This window comes from Victivallis sp. Marseille-Q1083 (genome assembly GCF_903645315.1).
In the GTDB taxonomy this organism is placed as follows: Bacteria; Verrucomicrobiota; Lentisphaeria; order Victivallales; family Victivallaceae; genus UMGS1518.
In genome coordinates, this window is sequence record NZ_CAHJXL010000001.1 from 1 (window position 1) to 15,392 (window position 15,392).

Genomic DNA, 15,392 nt, shown 5'->3' on the forward strand with positions numbered 1-15,392 from the left:
TTACCCGAAAATTCTCATACTTCGTAACTCGCTTGGAAAGCGGATGATCACAAGTCGGCGGATTGTTGTCATTAGCTCCATACACGCCACTGCAGCTTGCCAGCACCACCAACAATGGCAGCAGCTTTTTTCCCAATCTCATTCCCATTCCCTTCGCCTTGAGTTGCCCCGTCAATGCATTACTATAATAACATGAAATTTTAAATTTTCCTTCAATCAAAACATTTTTTTCTATTTTTTTCCCATATTCCATGGGCTTTATCGCACTTTTTTCGATAAAAAGGTGGATTTCAAGGTTTAAAATGCTAAATTTATTCCAAGAGAACAATAACAGACTAATAGCTCATTAATTGATAAAATCATAATGCCGCTCCTGCAGTCACTGTTGCGACGCTGAGCCGGCAGCCAAACGGTGACGCAGTGTTGGAAGCCCGGCGAACGGCCTGATGAACCGAATATTCCAATTCATCCTCGCGTATTGGGGAAGCAGTATCGCCGTAAGCCTGATGGAGGCAAGAAGTCCCGCTATCGCGACCAGCTTTATTTTTCGGCCATCGTTTATGTGCTCCGAACCGGGATTATTGGGAATGGCAATCCGCCGACGGTACGCAGAGCAAAGCCCCGCTCGCCTTGGAAGCTGTCGGCCCCAATCCCACGGACAGGGGAAAAAACGAGTCTGCCAGATTCTTTTCTGCCGTTTCCTTTCGGTTTCATGGTTACCACGGTTCGGTTGATCGACAAACTTCAATTGCCGCCCTGCACGACTTCCAGATTTTCCTCTCCGGAACCGCTGACATCCTTCACTTCACGGCGTCCGCCATTGACCGCTATCTTAAATGCGACGGCCGGTTTTCACGCCGGAATTCAACCAGAATATAATCTTTCAAAATGCCGGGCGGCAAGGTCAATTTCAACCAGCCTTCCGCTTCCGTCACCGGCACGGTCAGCGTTTCCGCCCCCAGGCGGTGGAAGCTGGCTTGCGGATATTTGACGGCGGCCAACGCCGCCGGTTTCCGCAGCGCGATTTCGATCGAATTTTCAATCACCGCAAACGGCGCCGGGTCATTTTCTCCGAACAATTCCTCATCCGGCTTCGCCAGCGTACCGGCGGCGTTAACCAGGTGCATGACCAGCGTTCCGGCCGGGTCGTAATAACTTGATGCCAGCAGGCCTTCCGGTGCGCTTTGCAGCCGAATGACCGAACCGTCCGGCAGCCATTCGTCCAGCCGCTCCAGCAGCTGCCGCTGTCTGACCTTGTCCGCTTCGGTCGGCAACTGAAACTCCACCCGCTTGCCGGAACCGTCCCAGGCGACACAGCGGCCGCTGTACGGCGCCAGCAGCCGGTCATATTCTTCCACTGCAATCCTCCCTCTGCCATGCGGCAAAACAGCGGGCGGCGCCGGCAATTCCGTCTCCCCAAGTCCCAACAGCTCAGCCAATACCCGCCCGGAGCGGTGACGCTCCAACGCTTCCGGGTCCTTCATGCCGCTGCCAAGCGTCCACAGCAGCGTGCCGCCGGCAGCGGCAAAACGGCCCAAATCGACGATTTCCGCATCGGTCAGGAATACCGTATCCGGCACGATCAATAATTTGATCTCCTCCAAACCGGCCACCAGCTCGGGGCCGCCCACCACCCGGAACGGCAGATTGCCATGCAGCATGCTGTGCGCCAACCCGCAGGAAAGCACATTGCCGCGCCCGTTGTATCGACTGTAGAGTTCCCGGTTCGCCGCGCTGTCGAACAGCGCCACTTCGGCATGAGGCATCAATTCATTCAACAGTTTGAAATGTTCTTTTTCAAAAGTGCGCAACCCCTTTTCCGACTCGAGCGTCAACTCACTGCCGCCCGGCGCCCCGACGCCGCCGTTCAAATATTTGTGGTTGGAATAGAGCGACATCGCCCAGGTCAGACGCTGCAGATTTTCGGTTCGCGGATACCACAGCGACATCGCCGGAATAGCACGCCGGTCGCAAATCATGCTGCGATGCCGGGCCTCGAACAGGAATTCCGGCCAGGAATAACGCACCGCGCCGCCGAAACACTCCTGGAAGCCCCAATCCAGTTCCGGCAGTTCGTCGAATACGAATCCCCACGGCGCCATCCAGGTAATCGATGTGGCGCTGTAATTCGGCCGCAATAAATCCAGATTCAGCGAACGGTAATGGGCGACCACCGCCCGATGGAAATCGAGGATGCTGTCGTGACGGAATTTTCTCCAAGCTAGATAACGCGGCGCATCGCGGTCGGCCAGAAATGCTTTCCACGCCTCCCCGTCGCCGCCGGGCGGCAGCTCGAAACCGGTCCGTTCATGAAACAATTTCCGGCAGTGCCGGCAGGCACAGGAGTCTTCACTGAGGAACTGGGCATCGTCGGTCATGATGCCGTCGACGCCGGTCGCGTAAACATCTTCCAGATATTTGAAGTAACTGCGGCGGTAATCGGGATTGTTCGTACACATCGTAAAGGCGGTATAGAAGTTATAGAACGGCTTGCCGGTCGATCCGGCATACTGCAGCAAATCCTCAAGCGGTACGCCGTCGATCCGGCTGTCCAGCGCCATATCGGCCGCATAGCCCGGCCACAGTTTGCCCTCGTTGGCCAGATGCGCCTGCCGGCCGGCTTCATCGGCGAAATTGAACAGCAGATTGCAGGAGTGGTGCTCGACCACCCGGATGCCCCGGGCGTGACAGGCGCGCACCACCTGGGCCAGCGCGTCATTGATCCGATCGAAGTGCCGCCGGAAACTCCAGCGGAAATGAGTGTTGCTGAAGGTCATCACGTGGGTGATGCCGGCATCGGCGAACTGCTGCGCCCGTTGGTCGTACCACTCCGGCTGCGCATACCAGATTTCCTGTTCGTTGAACCAGAAAAATCCCCATTGGGCATGATAAGGGCGATTTTCGAAACGCGGAATTTCCGGCCAGACGACATATCCCTCCGGCCGCTGAACCTCCCCTCCGCCCCAAGCGCCTCCGACCAGCAGCGAGCCGGCCAGCAGACCACAACACCATTTTTTGTTTCGTCTCATCAACTTCTCCGAATAGATTTGGTTATCGATTATTTTCCCCGTTCAAATCAACAAAAAAAACAACCCAGCGGCAAGCCGGATTCAGCAGCCTTGACACTGGCGGTCGCAGCAGTGTGCCAGCCGTAGCACACCATGGCCGGCGATTCAACGCCGCCGGCACGGAGCCGGATTTGCGCACCGGCCAACTCCGGAGCGGCCACGACCCACCGGCCGTCGGTACCGGCCACTTCAAAGACGGCGGTTCCGACGCCCGCAACCAGTTCTGCCGTATTATCAAAGGTCATGACCACCTGATCGCCTTCCGTCGCCGCCGTCGAGAAAATAGCTATTCCGGTCGCCGGCCGCCCGGCAGGCCTCGACGGTATTTTTCTGGATATCCCGGTAGCGGATCATCCAGTCACTCAGCGAATTGCCCTCTTCGCACCGCTGGCCGTTGCCGGAAAAGCCGTAATTGAGGAGCGGCCGGTTGAGTTTCCGGCTGAGGATGTTCGTATAGCAACTGCCCGGCCGGGAGGCGCAGCCGCCCTGGGTGATCGAAGTGCCGTAGACGATGACCGGCCGGTCGCTGACATACGGCTGCGGCGCCATATGCGGCATGAATTCGGAAATTCCCAAATCGGCCTTGAGCACCAGCTTGCGGCAGTTGGAGCGGAAACGAATCTGGCCGCCGGCAGTATGGTTGGCCAGATAATCCACCCCTTCGCTGATTTCAACCTCCGGCTTATCGGCCATATTCGGGTCGAGTTCTTCGATTTTCATCTGTTTTCTCTCGCTGCATTTTTTTGTGCGTCGAATCCGGGCCAATGATAAAATCAGCCATTCAAATAAAATGTCTACCTTCTTCCTCGCCACTTCCGGACACATGCGTTCCGGAAGCGGCAAGAATCTTTATTTGCTTATTGCAATTCGATCACCAGATGCGTCTTGAGCGTATCAGCCGGCACGGACAATGTAATCGTTTCCCCCTCGTCCTTTACCGGCAACTCCACGGTTTCACCATACAGCGAATTACCGACTGCTGAAGCAATCACCCGGTCGACCGGCTTGCGCAATGTGACGGAAAACGCCCCGATCGGCGGATACGGAACCGGATCGGTCGACCGGTAAACATCGGAATTTTCCGGATCATTGAACGTATCGACCGCATTCAACAAATGAACCGTCCAGCCGCCATTGTCCGGATTGATCAAACTTGAAATCAGCAAATTTTCCGGCACATCGGCAACAATATCCCTCGGCCCGGTCAGCAGTCCCTGCAAATAGGCGACTACCTCTTTGCGTTTGGCAATCTCTTCCGGCGTCGGCCGCTGCCAATCGGCCAATGGAATCGGCGGCGCCCAGACCACCAGCACCCGCGGGATAAAACGTACGTTCAAAGCGTCGGAATCCAGGAATACGACCTCGTTCTTGTCCGTTTCGAGCAACTGCTCCAATTGTTCCTTCGAACGGCAGGCGTAATGATCGTAGGAGCGAATCCCGGACTCGCCCAGCCACAGCAGTCTGCCGCCCCGGGCGGCAAATCGACGGAAATTCTCGATCTCCTCGTCGCGCAGGAAACGAATCTCCGGCACGATCAACACTTCGTACTGTTCCGGTAACTCCGGAGCAAAATCGCGAAAGCCGACATAGTTGAACGGTACATTTTCAAAAATCAGCGCTTCGCCGATGCCGGCGGACAGGGCGGGAAACTTCAAATCAAGATGGCGCCCCTGCGCCGAATCGTAAATGGCGATCCGGGCCGGCATCTCATAGCCGGACAACGCATCGCCGTGCGCCTTTTCGAAATCACGCATCGGACGTTCCGGAAAACTATCGTTGGCGCGGCTTTCGGCAAAAAACAGATGACCGCTGTACAGACAAAGCATCCAGGCAAATTCGGCCTGCTGCTGGTCTTCCGGATAATATAAACTCATCGTCGGCGCGTTGTTCCAACGGCCGATCATCGTCCGCTGCCGGGCATCGGTGACGTACTCCGGCCACGAATAACGGATCGCGCCGCCGCAACACTCCTGAAAGATGAAATTAAGGTCGGGATATTCATCGACGACATGCGGATTCGGACAACGCCAGGCAACGCCCCAGGCCGAATAGATCGGATCGACCAGCTGCAAGCCAAGGTCTTTGTAGGTGCGGGCGATCTTCCGGCGCGTCTCCAGGATCGAAAGATAACGGAAATGCTGCCAGGCCAGATAAAGTTCGGAATCGGTATCGGCCATCACCTCGTCCCACTGCTCAGGCGGCGGCAGCGTCAGGCCAGTCCTCTCATGGAACAGGCGGCGACAGTGTTCACAGCCGCAACCGTCGTTGTTGTAACCGAGATCGTCGGCCAACAGGCCGTTGATGCCCTCGGCGTAGAGCTGCCGCAGAAAATCAAAATAGATGCGCCGCCAATCCGGATTGTTCGGACACATGTTGAAATTATGATAAATATCAAAAAACACCGGCTCGCCGGTTCGGACGGAAACCTGCAACAGCGAGCCGAGTTCCACGCCGTGGCAGTCGGAATCCAGAGCCATGTCGCGTTCGTAATTTTTCCAATACTGAAGCGCCAAATTTTTGCCGCGTTCCGAATCGTTCTCTCTGAGCGTATAATAAAGAATGATACTGGAATGGTGCTCGGTGAAGCTGACGCCGTATTTGTTGAAAGCTTTGGCAAATTTGCCGCAGACTTCCGCCAGCTTGTCAAAATGGTTGTAATAGTTGAAAACATAATGCCAGGAGTTGAAACTCATCGCATGAGTGGTGCCGTTTTCGGCAAATCCCCGGGCAATTTTATCGAAATCCTCGTCGGTATAACTGAAAGCCTCTTCGGTAATCCAAACGAAACGCCAAGCAGCTTTGAACGGATCGGATTGAATCGGAGTAAACGCTTCGGCCCCAATCGCCCAAAGGCCTGTCAACAACATTCCGCCCGCAATTAATTTTTTCAAGATCGACATACTCTTTCTTTCTATATAATGGATATGCGAAATTCAATCTGTCTCAGACAATTTCTTCTCCGGCAGCCGCCAGTCAACAAACGAAATGCCGGGAGAACCGGCTTTTTCAAGCGGCCGCCAGTCCGGAGAGAAAGGCCTGTTGTTTTTTCCTACGGATACCACAGACCGCCGCGGGTGTCCGGGCGTGGATCGCTGAAACCGGACAGATACGGATTGCGGGAACTCGAATAAGGAAAGTTGCCGCAGGCAGTCTGTTTCGCTTCCGCATGACCATCCAGAAAAGCGGTATTGGCGACGCCGTTATGCCTCCCGTAAACCGTTCCGGCCCAGCCGGCATCCACCCAATAATGATAAATCCAGGTTGTCCGGGTGTTGCCGTCGGCACTGCCGATTGTCGTGGCATCGACGATATACACGGTAGAACTCGGCGACACCGCCGCGGACAGTTTCCGGTCGGGATGATTGCCGGCTTCCGAATTGCGGTACAGAGATTGCGGCGTTCCATAGCTGCTCGCATAGAGAAATTCACCGTTTCCGGTACATGGCGTCTGGGTCCGCAGGTGGGCCAGTGACGGGTAAGAGCCCCAGTCCTGGCTCGGACAGACGAATGCATCGATCGTCAGGCCGTCAGTCATCAACAATTCGTTCCAGTAGGCCGTCGCAGTGCCGCCGTAGCTGCCGACATCACTCAGCGGCGGAATATAATCGCCGTAATCGTTGGCATAAACCATTGTCGCCAGACCGATTTGTTTCAAATTATTGATGCAGGCGACCGCTTGCGCCTTGGCTTTCGCCTTGGCCAGGGCCGGCAGCAGCATCGAAGCAAGAATGGCAATAATCGCAATCACTACCAACAATTCTATCAGTGTAAATTTTCTATTCGCCTTCCAAACATTCCGGGATAGGCTGGAATCGATGGCTTGGTGCAACGTGGTTCTCATGTTTTCTTCCTTTCCTGTTAAAATCTTCGGTCCATGACATCAACATTAACGTTAAAGTAAATAATTTTTAAATCCGCCGTCAGCGGTGTGACAAGGGATAACAATGGTTAATTATAGCAAATTTTTCCTGCAAAGGCAAGAGGCAAAGATAAAAAAAGTGAAAATTATTTCTCCGCAAGGTCAAATCTGCGGCAGAAAATTCTTTTTGTTATTTTAACGTTAAAGTTTTTTATGACAAAAACTGCACCGGGACTTGATTTTATCAGAAAATTTTGGTATAATACTGTAAGATAATTACCGGAAGAGATCATCATAATGAACAAGCACAGTCGCAACGTGACCCTCAAGGATATCGCTCAGGTCCTGGGGCTTTCGGCCAATGCCATCTCAATGGGCCTGAACGGCACCGGCCAACTGGCGCCGCAGACCCGGGCCTTGATCCGGGAGACCGCCAAGAAGATGAATTACCGCCCCAATTCGGCGGCACGGTCGCTGGTTTTGAAAAAGAGCATGCTGATCGGTGCGGTGCTGCCGTATGTCAACCAGAGTTTTTTCTGCAAGATCGTTGCCGGCATCGAGAGCGTCGCCCAGGAGCACGGCTTCGCGCTGCTGCTGTGTAACGCCGACGGCGGCCGCGAAGGCGAAATCAGGGCGCTGGAACAGGCGGTCTGGCGCAAAGTCGACGGCATCATCACCTTCCCGACCTTCGACCTGGCGGAAATTTACAGCGAGATTGCCGATGAACAGAAAGTTCCGCTGGTGCTGCTGATGTCGTCCCTGCCGGGCTTCCGGCGCGACTGCGTCATCGTCGACAACCAGTTGGGCGGCAGCCAGGCGGCCGGTCATCTGTTGAAGCTCGGCCATCGTCATATCGGATTGATTTATCACGGCAATTCTCCGGCCTTCGCCGAACGGCGCCAGGGTTTTCTTGACGTCTGCGCGGCAACCGGCGCCCCGGTCCGCGGCGACCACCAGCGCTGCACCTCCAGCTCGCCGGAGGACGGCGAATCGGCCGCTCTGGATCTATTGACCAATTATCCGGAAATCACCGCGATCGCCGCCTGCAGCGACTATGCGGCAATCGGCGTGCTGCGCGCCGCCTTCCGACTCGGTCGCCGGGTGCCGGAGGAGCTGTCGGTCATCGGCTACGACGATCTGGACGTCGCCGGCATGCAGGCCGGCCACCCGCTGACGACGATCGCCCAGCCGCAAACCAGAATCGGCCAGACCGGCGCCGGAATGCTGATCCGGATGATTGACGGCCAGCCGGGCGAAATCGTCAAACTGAAAACTCAGTTGATCGAACGGGCGACGACCGGCGTCCCGCCGGCTGCCGGGCGCGCCGGCTGATTCGGCTTCGGTTTCACTGCAATTCCGTCTGCCAGGACGGCTCATCCGCCGTTATGGAGGCGTTTTCACCCGGGACGGCCGGGACGACCGCATTGCCGGCCAGCAGAATATTCCGGGTCGTTTCCGGGTCGCAAAGGAGACGCGGTTCCACCCACGGTGAAGCTTCCCAGCGGTTGTTCACCACCGTTACGCCATCGGCATAGGCCGCAAAAATCGCCGCCCGGTAGGGCTGATTGCGCCGGCGGGAGGTCGGGTTGCGGAAGCTGTTGCCGCGAAAGGTCACATTGGCGGCACTCGACACGTAGGCGACCAAACCGAAGGAATCGCTGAAACGATTGTTTTCGAACAGGATATCTCGAATGATCGGATAGTTGGTCCGTTCCAGCGTCGGGTCCTGTTTCAGATAGACGCCGATGTAAATATCGCGTTCTTTGCCGCCGTAGGCGGTCCCGGACGGATTGACCGTATCGAACGAGTTGCCGCGCACGACGATATTCCGCGCGCCATATCCTTCGCTCCAGAGATTGAAGGTATAACCGGTTTCGATCTTGATCGCTCCCATCTGGTTGTGGACGAAGCGGCAATTCTCGACAGTGATGTTCCGGCCGAGCAGCAGCAGGCCGCGCGCCCGGTTGTCGTGAAAAAAGCAATCCCGGATCAGGATATTCGCCGTGTCGTATTTCCAGTTGAACGCCACGAAGCCGTCCGTCGGCTGCGCCGGCAGCTCGCGGTCAAACACCAGATAAGCGCCGGTTTCGTCGCGGCGGGTGCCGGCCAGCGGCGCCCGGAATCCGGTCGGCGCATAATCGGCATGGCGCAATTCAATCGGGTCGCCGATTTGAAATTCCTCCAGCATGCCGTCACGCCACAGCTTCACTTCCCGTTCCGAATGCCGGGTGACGAAGGCGGAATTGTCATGCACGTTCAGGCAGTCGTCGCCGCCGAGGGTGAATTCGCAGCCGATCATCTTGAAATACCCCCGCGAGTTGGCGACATGGCAATGGTCGGCAGTCGAAGTGACCGGCCGGCGGCGCCCTTCCCGCGGCGGCCGCACATGGGTGCGCAGGAACTGCCAGTACTGTTGTTTGCCGCCGATCAGAAAGGCGTGCCCGGGCGCCGAATGAACCGTGACATTCTCCAGCGTCAAGTGACGGTTCTGCCACAGAACGATACCGTTCATATCATAAACGGCATGCCGCATCCGGAACAGTTGCCCGACCCGGAGCCGGTCGAGAAAACCGGGTTGTCCGGCCAGGTTCACCCGCAGCAGATTGCCCGACAGCCATCGCTTGCCAAATGCCGGACTGACACCGCGCGTCCACTCGAAGCCGGCATTCAAACCGTTCTCGACGCCGACCGACATCGTGCCGGGGTCGAGTTCCTCGAGATCGGCAACCCGGACATCGCGCCGCGGAAATTCGTCGTAATCGATAAAATGGAGATCAACCCATCCGGCTGCGGCATTCACCGCCTCCACCCGGACAAAGCTGGCCAGCGGGTCCGTTTCCCAGTCCCAGTCCACCTGGAAATCGGCCAATCTGATCCGTTCGCATTCGTCGACATGAATCAGATCTCCGGTTTTTTTATGCCAGACCAGCGTCGCCCCGTTACCGGCCAGCGTGAAATCCTTCAAGCGTTCCAGATGGATGAAGTCGTCCGACGTAAAGCGGTAGATGCCCGGCGACAACTCCAACCGCGCCGCCCCGGTCTCCCGGCAATAGGCCAGCGCCCGGTTCAAAGCGGCGACATTGTCGGCCGCCGCCGGCGAAACGCCGAAATCGGCGGCCCTGACCGTCGCCGCCGCCCCGCCGGGACAGGGCAGTTCAATTTCAAACTCCGGCGCCCCGGTCGGCAAGCCGGCCAGTTCGCCGGCAAACGGCTCGACCGGAGCCGCCGGGATCGGATACTCTATTTCACAATTTTCCATTTCCGTTATCTCGATTCGATCGATTTGCGCCAGAATTTGTTTCCTGGCATGAAGCTGCAACTGATATCCGGTGCCGTCGGCCGGGACCTCCACGGAAAACTCCAGGTGTTCCAATGGCAATTTGGTATCATAACGTACCAGGTCCGGCCGGTCCGGCTGCCGGACCAGCACCTGCAGCAGCGAATCCTCAGCCGCTTCCAGCACCCGCAGCGACAACGCCACCCGGTAACGTTTGCCGGCACTCAGAACACCGGCGGCAATCCGCCAGACGCATTGCCATTCCCGGTCGGAAGTGCGCGTATTGATTCGCAAATTCCCGTCCTCCGGATTCCGGACGGCAAACGGCGCAATACACTCCTGCATTTCATGATTGGAAGCTACGAAAGCATTTTGCTCCTGACCAGACAGTACTCCCGACCAGAATGATATAATCATTACTCCGTTCAATAACCAATGCCAGCAGTGACTTCTCACGGCAGCAGTCACCATCATTTCAGCCACATGCCTAATTGACCGGCTCCAACCCAATTATTACACGGATTAAAGCTTTCCACTTCAATCATGACCAACGGCTCCACTGCGGCTGCATGACCATCATGAAATACGGCATTGACTCGATTATTATGTCGGGCATGGGCAGCATTCTGATTCTCCATATAGCCCCAACGGGGATAAACTTTACCATAACAAAGAGCATGGCCTGTAGAAGAGCTGCCGGAGGAAATATTCTCATTGACGCTGTCGGCCACCATCACCAGTCTGCTGTCGTTGCCGAAGCCGCTGATGGCGCTGTGCTTGTTCGGGTGCCAGTTCGGCTCATTAAATAGATAGGGATTGTAACCGAAGGTGGTCATATGCATGCCGTAGGTAGCGGTAACTCCCCAGAACCAGTCACTCCACGCCTTGGAATCGTCCGGCTTGACATCGACGGCCAGCAACGGGCACTGCATCGCCTTCCAGGCAGCCAGATAACCGCCTTCATACAGCGCCACCGGCCACGGCTTCGTCCAATCTTTGCTGATATTGGCAGCCAGCGACCAGTCGTCGTTGTCGTCGGCATACATGAAACAGCCGAGTCCGACCTGTTTCAAATTGGAAATACAGTTGATGCCCTGCGCGGCGGCTTTCGCCCGGCCCAGCGCCGGCAGCAGCATGCTGGCCAGAATGGCAATGATCGCGATCACGACCAGCAGTTCGATCAAGGTGAAAACTCTTTTCATCGTTCCGTCCTTTCATTAACTTGGCGAATGAGATTGATAGTGTCGATAAAGAGTAGTATAGCAAAAATAACCGCGAAATGGAATGTATGAATATCCCTTTTTCATGTAAAAACTGGCATTTCTTTATTTTTTGCGATATATTTACCGGCGAAAGGAGCGCGGAGCGATGGATTACAGTGTCAATTTCGAGGTGATGAAGGAACTGATGGGACTGGTCGCCGGCTTGCTGCAGGTCCACATCGGCGTTTTCGGCTTGGAAGGCACCCCGCTGGACGGACTGGGGCTGCCGGGAATGTCTGAATTTTGCGAATCGAACCGGCGGCGCGATCCGGCATTCTGGGAACGCTGCACCCAATGCGACCGGGACCACCTCCAACAAGCCTGCGCCACCGGCACGGCGGTCATCTACCGCTGCCACGCCGGGCTGTACGAATGCGTCATTCCACTGCTGAACCGGCAGAACGTCTACATGGGCGCCATCACGCTGGGCCAGATGCGGCCGGCCGGGCTGGACACCGCCGGCGATCCCCTGCTGCAGCAGTTGCGTCCGACCACCGAGGAACAGATGAGGGCGATGGCGCAACTGCTGAAAATCGTCAGCGAATACGTCATCCGCCACGACCTGATTCAGTTCCGCCGCCGCAACTGGAGCGTACACGCGGAAAAATACCTCGAAGCACACTGGCGGCAGAAGATCACCCTGGCCGAGCTGGCCCGCCACCTGGGCTGTTCGGCCTCCTATTTATCCCATCATTTTTCGAGGGAATTCGGCATGCCGCTGCGCTCCTACCTGCGCAATTTGCGTCTGACCAAAGCCCGGGAGATGCTGAAGAACGGCCAGTCGGTCAAGGAAACCGCGCAGCAAGCCGGTTTTTACGATGAGTTCCATTTCGCCAAGGCGTTCAAAAAGGAGTTCGGCTTTCCTCCCGGCCGTCTCACCCGCGAAGCGCAATACTGAGCGTCCCGCTTTCAACGGTCCGGACGGACGCCCGGCGATATGAAGTGGTCGTTCTCCGGAGCGGAAACGGTATTGCAGAACAGCAGCGTCCCGGCCAGCGTAAAACCGGGCAGCAGAAAGATGGCGGCAAACGGGATCAACAGCAACAGATAGGCGGTCACCCCCAACCCGAGGACTTCCCAGCGGCAGGACTTCATGCGGCGGCGCAAGGCCGGCACGCCGATGCCGTGATTGAAGGAGCTACTGAACAAATAGGTCAGACCGAAACGATAACCGACCACCGTCACCGCCAGCAGCGGTCCGACCACCGGAACCAGCAGCCCGAGAATCCCCAGGCCGATTCCCCAGACAAGCGTGCCGGCCGAAAAGCAGACGCTTTGCAGCATGAAACGCATTCCCTGCCGCCAGCCGGGCACTTCGACCCGGTTCCGGCAATGCAGTTCCTCGAATTTTGCCGCCAACTGGTCGAAAAACAGCGAACCGAACATCTCATATACCGTACTGACCAGCAGCAGCATCAGCAGAATCACCGTCAGCAGCAACGTTCCGCCGACCAGCCAGCGCAAAACGTTGAAAAGCAACTGCAGAAAAGTGCCGGTTTCCCGCCCTTCCGGCAGCAGGGCCAGCACCTCCGGCAATCCCCAGCCGATCAAACCGGCCAGCCCGAGCGTATACAGCAACAGCAGCAATGCCATCGGCCACAGCGCATAAGGCCAGTAATGCCGGTTGCCGTAAAACAGCCGGATGCCGCGCGGCACCAGACCGGCACCTCGACGGAAACGTTCGACAGCAGAATACATGCCATTCTCCTTCGTTGCGTTCTCAAGATGTCCGGGAGATACTATACTCTCAACGGACGGGCAATGCAACGCTGTTTGTCTTTTTCGCGGAACGGAATTATAGTACTTTGCCGTTTCAACATACGAGGACAAGCTTTTGAAAACAATTCTTCAAACCGAACGATTGCGGTTACGCCAACTGGAACAGACCGATCATGCCGCGGCGGCGGCCATGCTGCAGGATATTCGCACCATGTACGCCTGGGAACGCACTTTCAGCGAGGCGGAAGTCACCGGCTGGATCGAGCGGATGCAGAACAACTACCGCCGGTACGGTTACGGCTACTGGCTGGCCGTCGAACGATCCAGCGGTCAGGCGGTCGGCCAGATCGGTCTGCTGCCGGAAACGATCGACGGCCGCCGCCACCTCGGGGTCGGCTATCTCCTCCGGCATGACTGCCGCAACCGGGGCTACGCGACCGAAGGAGCCCGGGCCTGTGTCGATTACGCATTCCGCCAACTGGCGGCCAACCGGGTCATCGCCGACATCCGGCCGGAGAATCACCCTTCCCGCCGGGTTGCCGAACGGCTCGGCATGCGGGTGATCGGTGAATACGTCAAACAGGTTTACGGCAAACCGATGCTTCACCTGATTTATGAAAAATCGACGCCGCTGGTCCGGGTGCTGCCATATGATCCGCAATGGCAAACGGATTTCCGGGCGCTGGCCGATCATCTGGCGCCGTTACTGGCGGGTTGTCCCCTCCAACTGGAACACGTCGGCAGTACCGCGGTCCCGGGCCTGGCCGCCAAACCGGTCATCGACGCCGACCTGATCCTCGCCGACTGGAGCCGGCTGCCGGAAGTCATCGCCCGGCTGCAGGAATTGGGGTTCCGCCATGTCGGCGACTACGGCCTGCCGGGCCGGGAGGCTTTCACCCGAAGCCTGCAGCTTGATTTCATGCACAACCTCTACGTCTGCCGGGCCGGCAGTCAGCCGCTGCTGAATCATCTGCGTTTCCGCGATTATCTGCGCCGGCACCCGGCGGCAGCCGGAGAATACGGCGACCTGAAACGGCAGTTGGCCCGGGAGTTTCCAGACGACATCGACGGCTACTGCCGGCGCAAATCCGATTTCATCGCCGAATGCCTGCTGAACGCCGGCCTCGACGGCGGCGACGTGGCCGAAATCCGGCAACTCAACCTGCAGCCGGCCAACTCCGCCTCCGGCGCCGGTCCGGGAGAAACACGGTGAAGCGCACCGCCATCGATCAAGGCCAACCGTTCGATTTCGGCCGTACCGCTGCCGACTATGCCCGCTACCGGGACATCTATCCGGCCAGCTTGTATGCCAGGCTGCTGCATTTCGGCATCGGGCGAGCCGGCAGCGAAGTGCTGGATCTCGGCACCGGCACCGGCGTCATCCCCCGTTTCATGGTTCAATACGGCGCCCATTTTACCGGCATCGATATTTCTCCCGAACAGATCGACGCGGCCCGGCAACTGTCGGCCGGACTGCCGATCGACTATCTGGTCACTCCGGCCGAACAAACGCCATTTGCGCCGCACGCGTTCGACGCGGCGACCGCCTGCCAGTGCTTCCATTATTTCGACCGGCCGCGTCTGCTCCGGGAATTGCAGCGCCTCCTGAAGCCGGACGGCAGATTCTGCAAAATTTTCATGGAGTGGCTGCCGCGGGAAGACCAAGTGATCGCCGCTACCGAACAACTGGTTCTGACTTACAATCCGGCCTGGAGCGGCGGCGGTTATCAAGTCGATGACTACCGCCTGCCGGATTGGACGGAGGAGGTGCTGGAATTGGAAACCCTGCACCGTTACCGTGAAACGCTGCCGTTTTCGGTCGACGGTTGGTGCGGCCGCATCCGGACCTGCCGCGGCATCGGCGCTTCGCTGCCGCCGGAAAAAGTGGCGGCCTTCGACCGGGACCTCCGGCAACTGTTGCGGCAATTCACCGCCGACACATTGCAATTGCGCCATGAAATTCAAATCGAGATCTTCCGGTTCCGGCCGTCCCCGTAAGAGTATTTCGTCCCGCCCCCCAAAAAAGGCTGCCGGAAATCGCCCCGCCAGGCGGGCGGCGTCATTTGGCCGTCTGCCCCGGCAAAAACTTTTCGACAAAAATCGACAAAAATGCCATTTTTTTTCTCCGGGGTATTGACTTTTTCCGAATTTTTCGCTATAATATCAGCAAGAAGTAATCCATATAAGAATTACAATAACAATTTCTC

13 protein-coding genes and 1 pseudogene are annotated in these 15,392 nt (G+C 57.2%); 5 read left to right on the top strand and 9 right to left on the bottom strand.

From position 1 onward, the window contains the following. The coding region (locus HWX74_RS00005; RefSeq protein WP_176011563.1) for a hypothetical protein at positions 1–253 on the bottom strand (253 nt) is incomplete at its 3' end. A 204-nt stretch (positions 254–457) separates the two neighbouring features. On the opposite strand from HWX74_RS00005, the pseudogene HWX74_RS20590 reads away from it, so the two are divergent. After that, a pseudogene (locus HWX74_RS20590) lies at positions 458–669 on the top strand (hypothetical protein); the annotation flags it as partial. Between the two features lie 158 nt (positions 670–827). On the opposite strand, the gene HWX74_RS00015 reads toward HWX74_RS20590, so the two are convergent. The 5 genes from HWX74_RS00015 to HWX74_RS00035 all read right to left on the bottom strand — a co-directional run bounded on the left by HWX74_RS00015 (position 828) and on the right by HWX74_RS00035 (position 6,909). Beyond that, positions 828–3,029, bottom strand: coding sequence for a hypothetical protein (locus HWX74_RS00015; RefSeq protein WP_176011564.1), 2,202 nt, complete (start codon positions 3,027–3,029; stop codon positions 828–830). Positions 3,030–3,076: 47 nt separating this feature from the next. Continuing rightward, the gene (locus tag HWX74_RS00020; RefSeq protein WP_176011565.1) at positions 3,077–3,313 is read right to left on the bottom strand and encodes a hypothetical protein; all 237 of its coding nucleotides are present in this window, start codon (positions 3,311–3,313) and stop codon (positions 3,077–3,079) included. Continuing rightward, a complete protein-coding gene (locus tag HWX74_RS00025) occupies positions 3,303–3,788 on the bottom strand; it encodes an SGNH/GDSL hydrolase family protein (RefSeq protein WP_217704801.1) in 486 nt (161 codons plus the stop codon). Before HWX74_RS00025 ends, HWX74_RS00020 begins: the two co-directional genes overlap by 11 nt. A gap of 137 nt (positions 3,789–3,925) precedes the next feature. Then, positions 3,926–5,929: a hypothetical protein gene (locus HWX74_RS00030; RefSeq protein ID WP_176011567.1), complete on the bottom strand. Its 2,004-nt coding sequence runs from the start codon at positions 5,927–5,929 to the stop codon at positions 3,926–3,928. A 188-nt stretch (positions 5,930–6,117) separates the two neighbouring features. After that, entirely contained in the window at positions 6,118–6,909 is a 792-nt protein-coding gene (locus HWX74_RS00035) for a prepilin-type N-terminal cleavage/methylation domain-containing protein (protein WP_176011568.1), read from the bottom strand. 315 nt (positions 6,910–7,224) lie between these two features. On the opposite strand from HWX74_RS00035, the gene HWX74_RS00040 reads away from it, so the two are divergent. Continuing rightward, positions 7,225–8,259, top strand: a complete 1,035-nt coding sequence (locus tag HWX74_RS00040; RefSeq protein WP_176011569.1) for a LacI family DNA-binding transcriptional regulator — start codon at positions 7,225–7,227, stop codon at positions 8,257–8,259. A 13-nt stretch (positions 8,260–8,272) separates the two neighbouring features. Here the strand turns inward: HWX74_RS00040 and HWX74_RS00045 are convergent, their stop codons facing one another. Further along, positions 8,273–10,498: a right-handed parallel beta-helix repeat-containing protein gene (locus HWX74_RS00045; RefSeq protein WP_176011570.1), complete on the bottom strand. Its 2,226-nt coding sequence runs from the start codon at positions 10,496–10,498 to the stop codon at positions 8,273–8,275. A 176-nt stretch (positions 10,499–10,674) separates the two neighbouring features. Beyond that, on the bottom strand, positions 10,675–11,406 hold the full coding sequence (locus HWX74_RS00050; protein ID WP_176011571.1) for a prepilin-type N-terminal cleavage/methylation domain-containing protein: 732 nt from the start codon (positions 11,404–11,406) through the stop codon (positions 10,675–10,677). A 166-nt stretch (positions 11,407–11,572) separates the two neighbouring features. On the opposite strand from HWX74_RS00050, the gene HWX74_RS00055 reads away from it, so the two are divergent. Further along, positions 11,573–12,364, top strand: a complete 792-nt coding sequence (locus HWX74_RS00055; protein WP_176011572.1) for a helix-turn-helix domain-containing protein — start codon at positions 11,573–11,575, stop codon at positions 12,362–12,364. Positions 12,365–12,375: 11 nt separating this feature from the next. Here the strand turns inward: HWX74_RS00055 and HWX74_RS00060 are convergent, their stop codons facing one another. Next, positions 12,376–13,164, bottom strand: coding sequence for an EI24 domain-containing protein (locus tag HWX74_RS00060; protein ID WP_176011573.1), 789 nt, complete (start codon positions 13,162–13,164; stop codon positions 12,376–12,378). 136 nt (positions 13,165–13,300) lie between these two features. On the opposite strand from HWX74_RS00060, the gene HWX74_RS00065 reads away from it, so the two are divergent. Both HWX74_RS00065 and HWX74_RS00070 read left to right on the top strand, forming a co-directional pair. Further along, on the top strand, positions 13,301–14,398 hold the full coding sequence (locus HWX74_RS00065; RefSeq protein ID WP_176011574.1) for a GNAT family N-acetyltransferase: 1,098 nt from the start codon (positions 13,301–13,303) through the stop codon (positions 14,396–14,398). Next, positions 14,395–15,183 (top strand): class I SAM-dependent methyltransferase, encoded by a 789-nt coding sequence (locus HWX74_RS00070; protein WP_176011575.1) that lies wholly within the window; start codon positions 14,395–14,397, stop codon positions 15,181–15,183. Before HWX74_RS00065 ends, HWX74_RS00070 begins: the two co-directional genes overlap by 4 nt. Positions 15,184–15,392 lie beyond the last annotated feature (209 nt).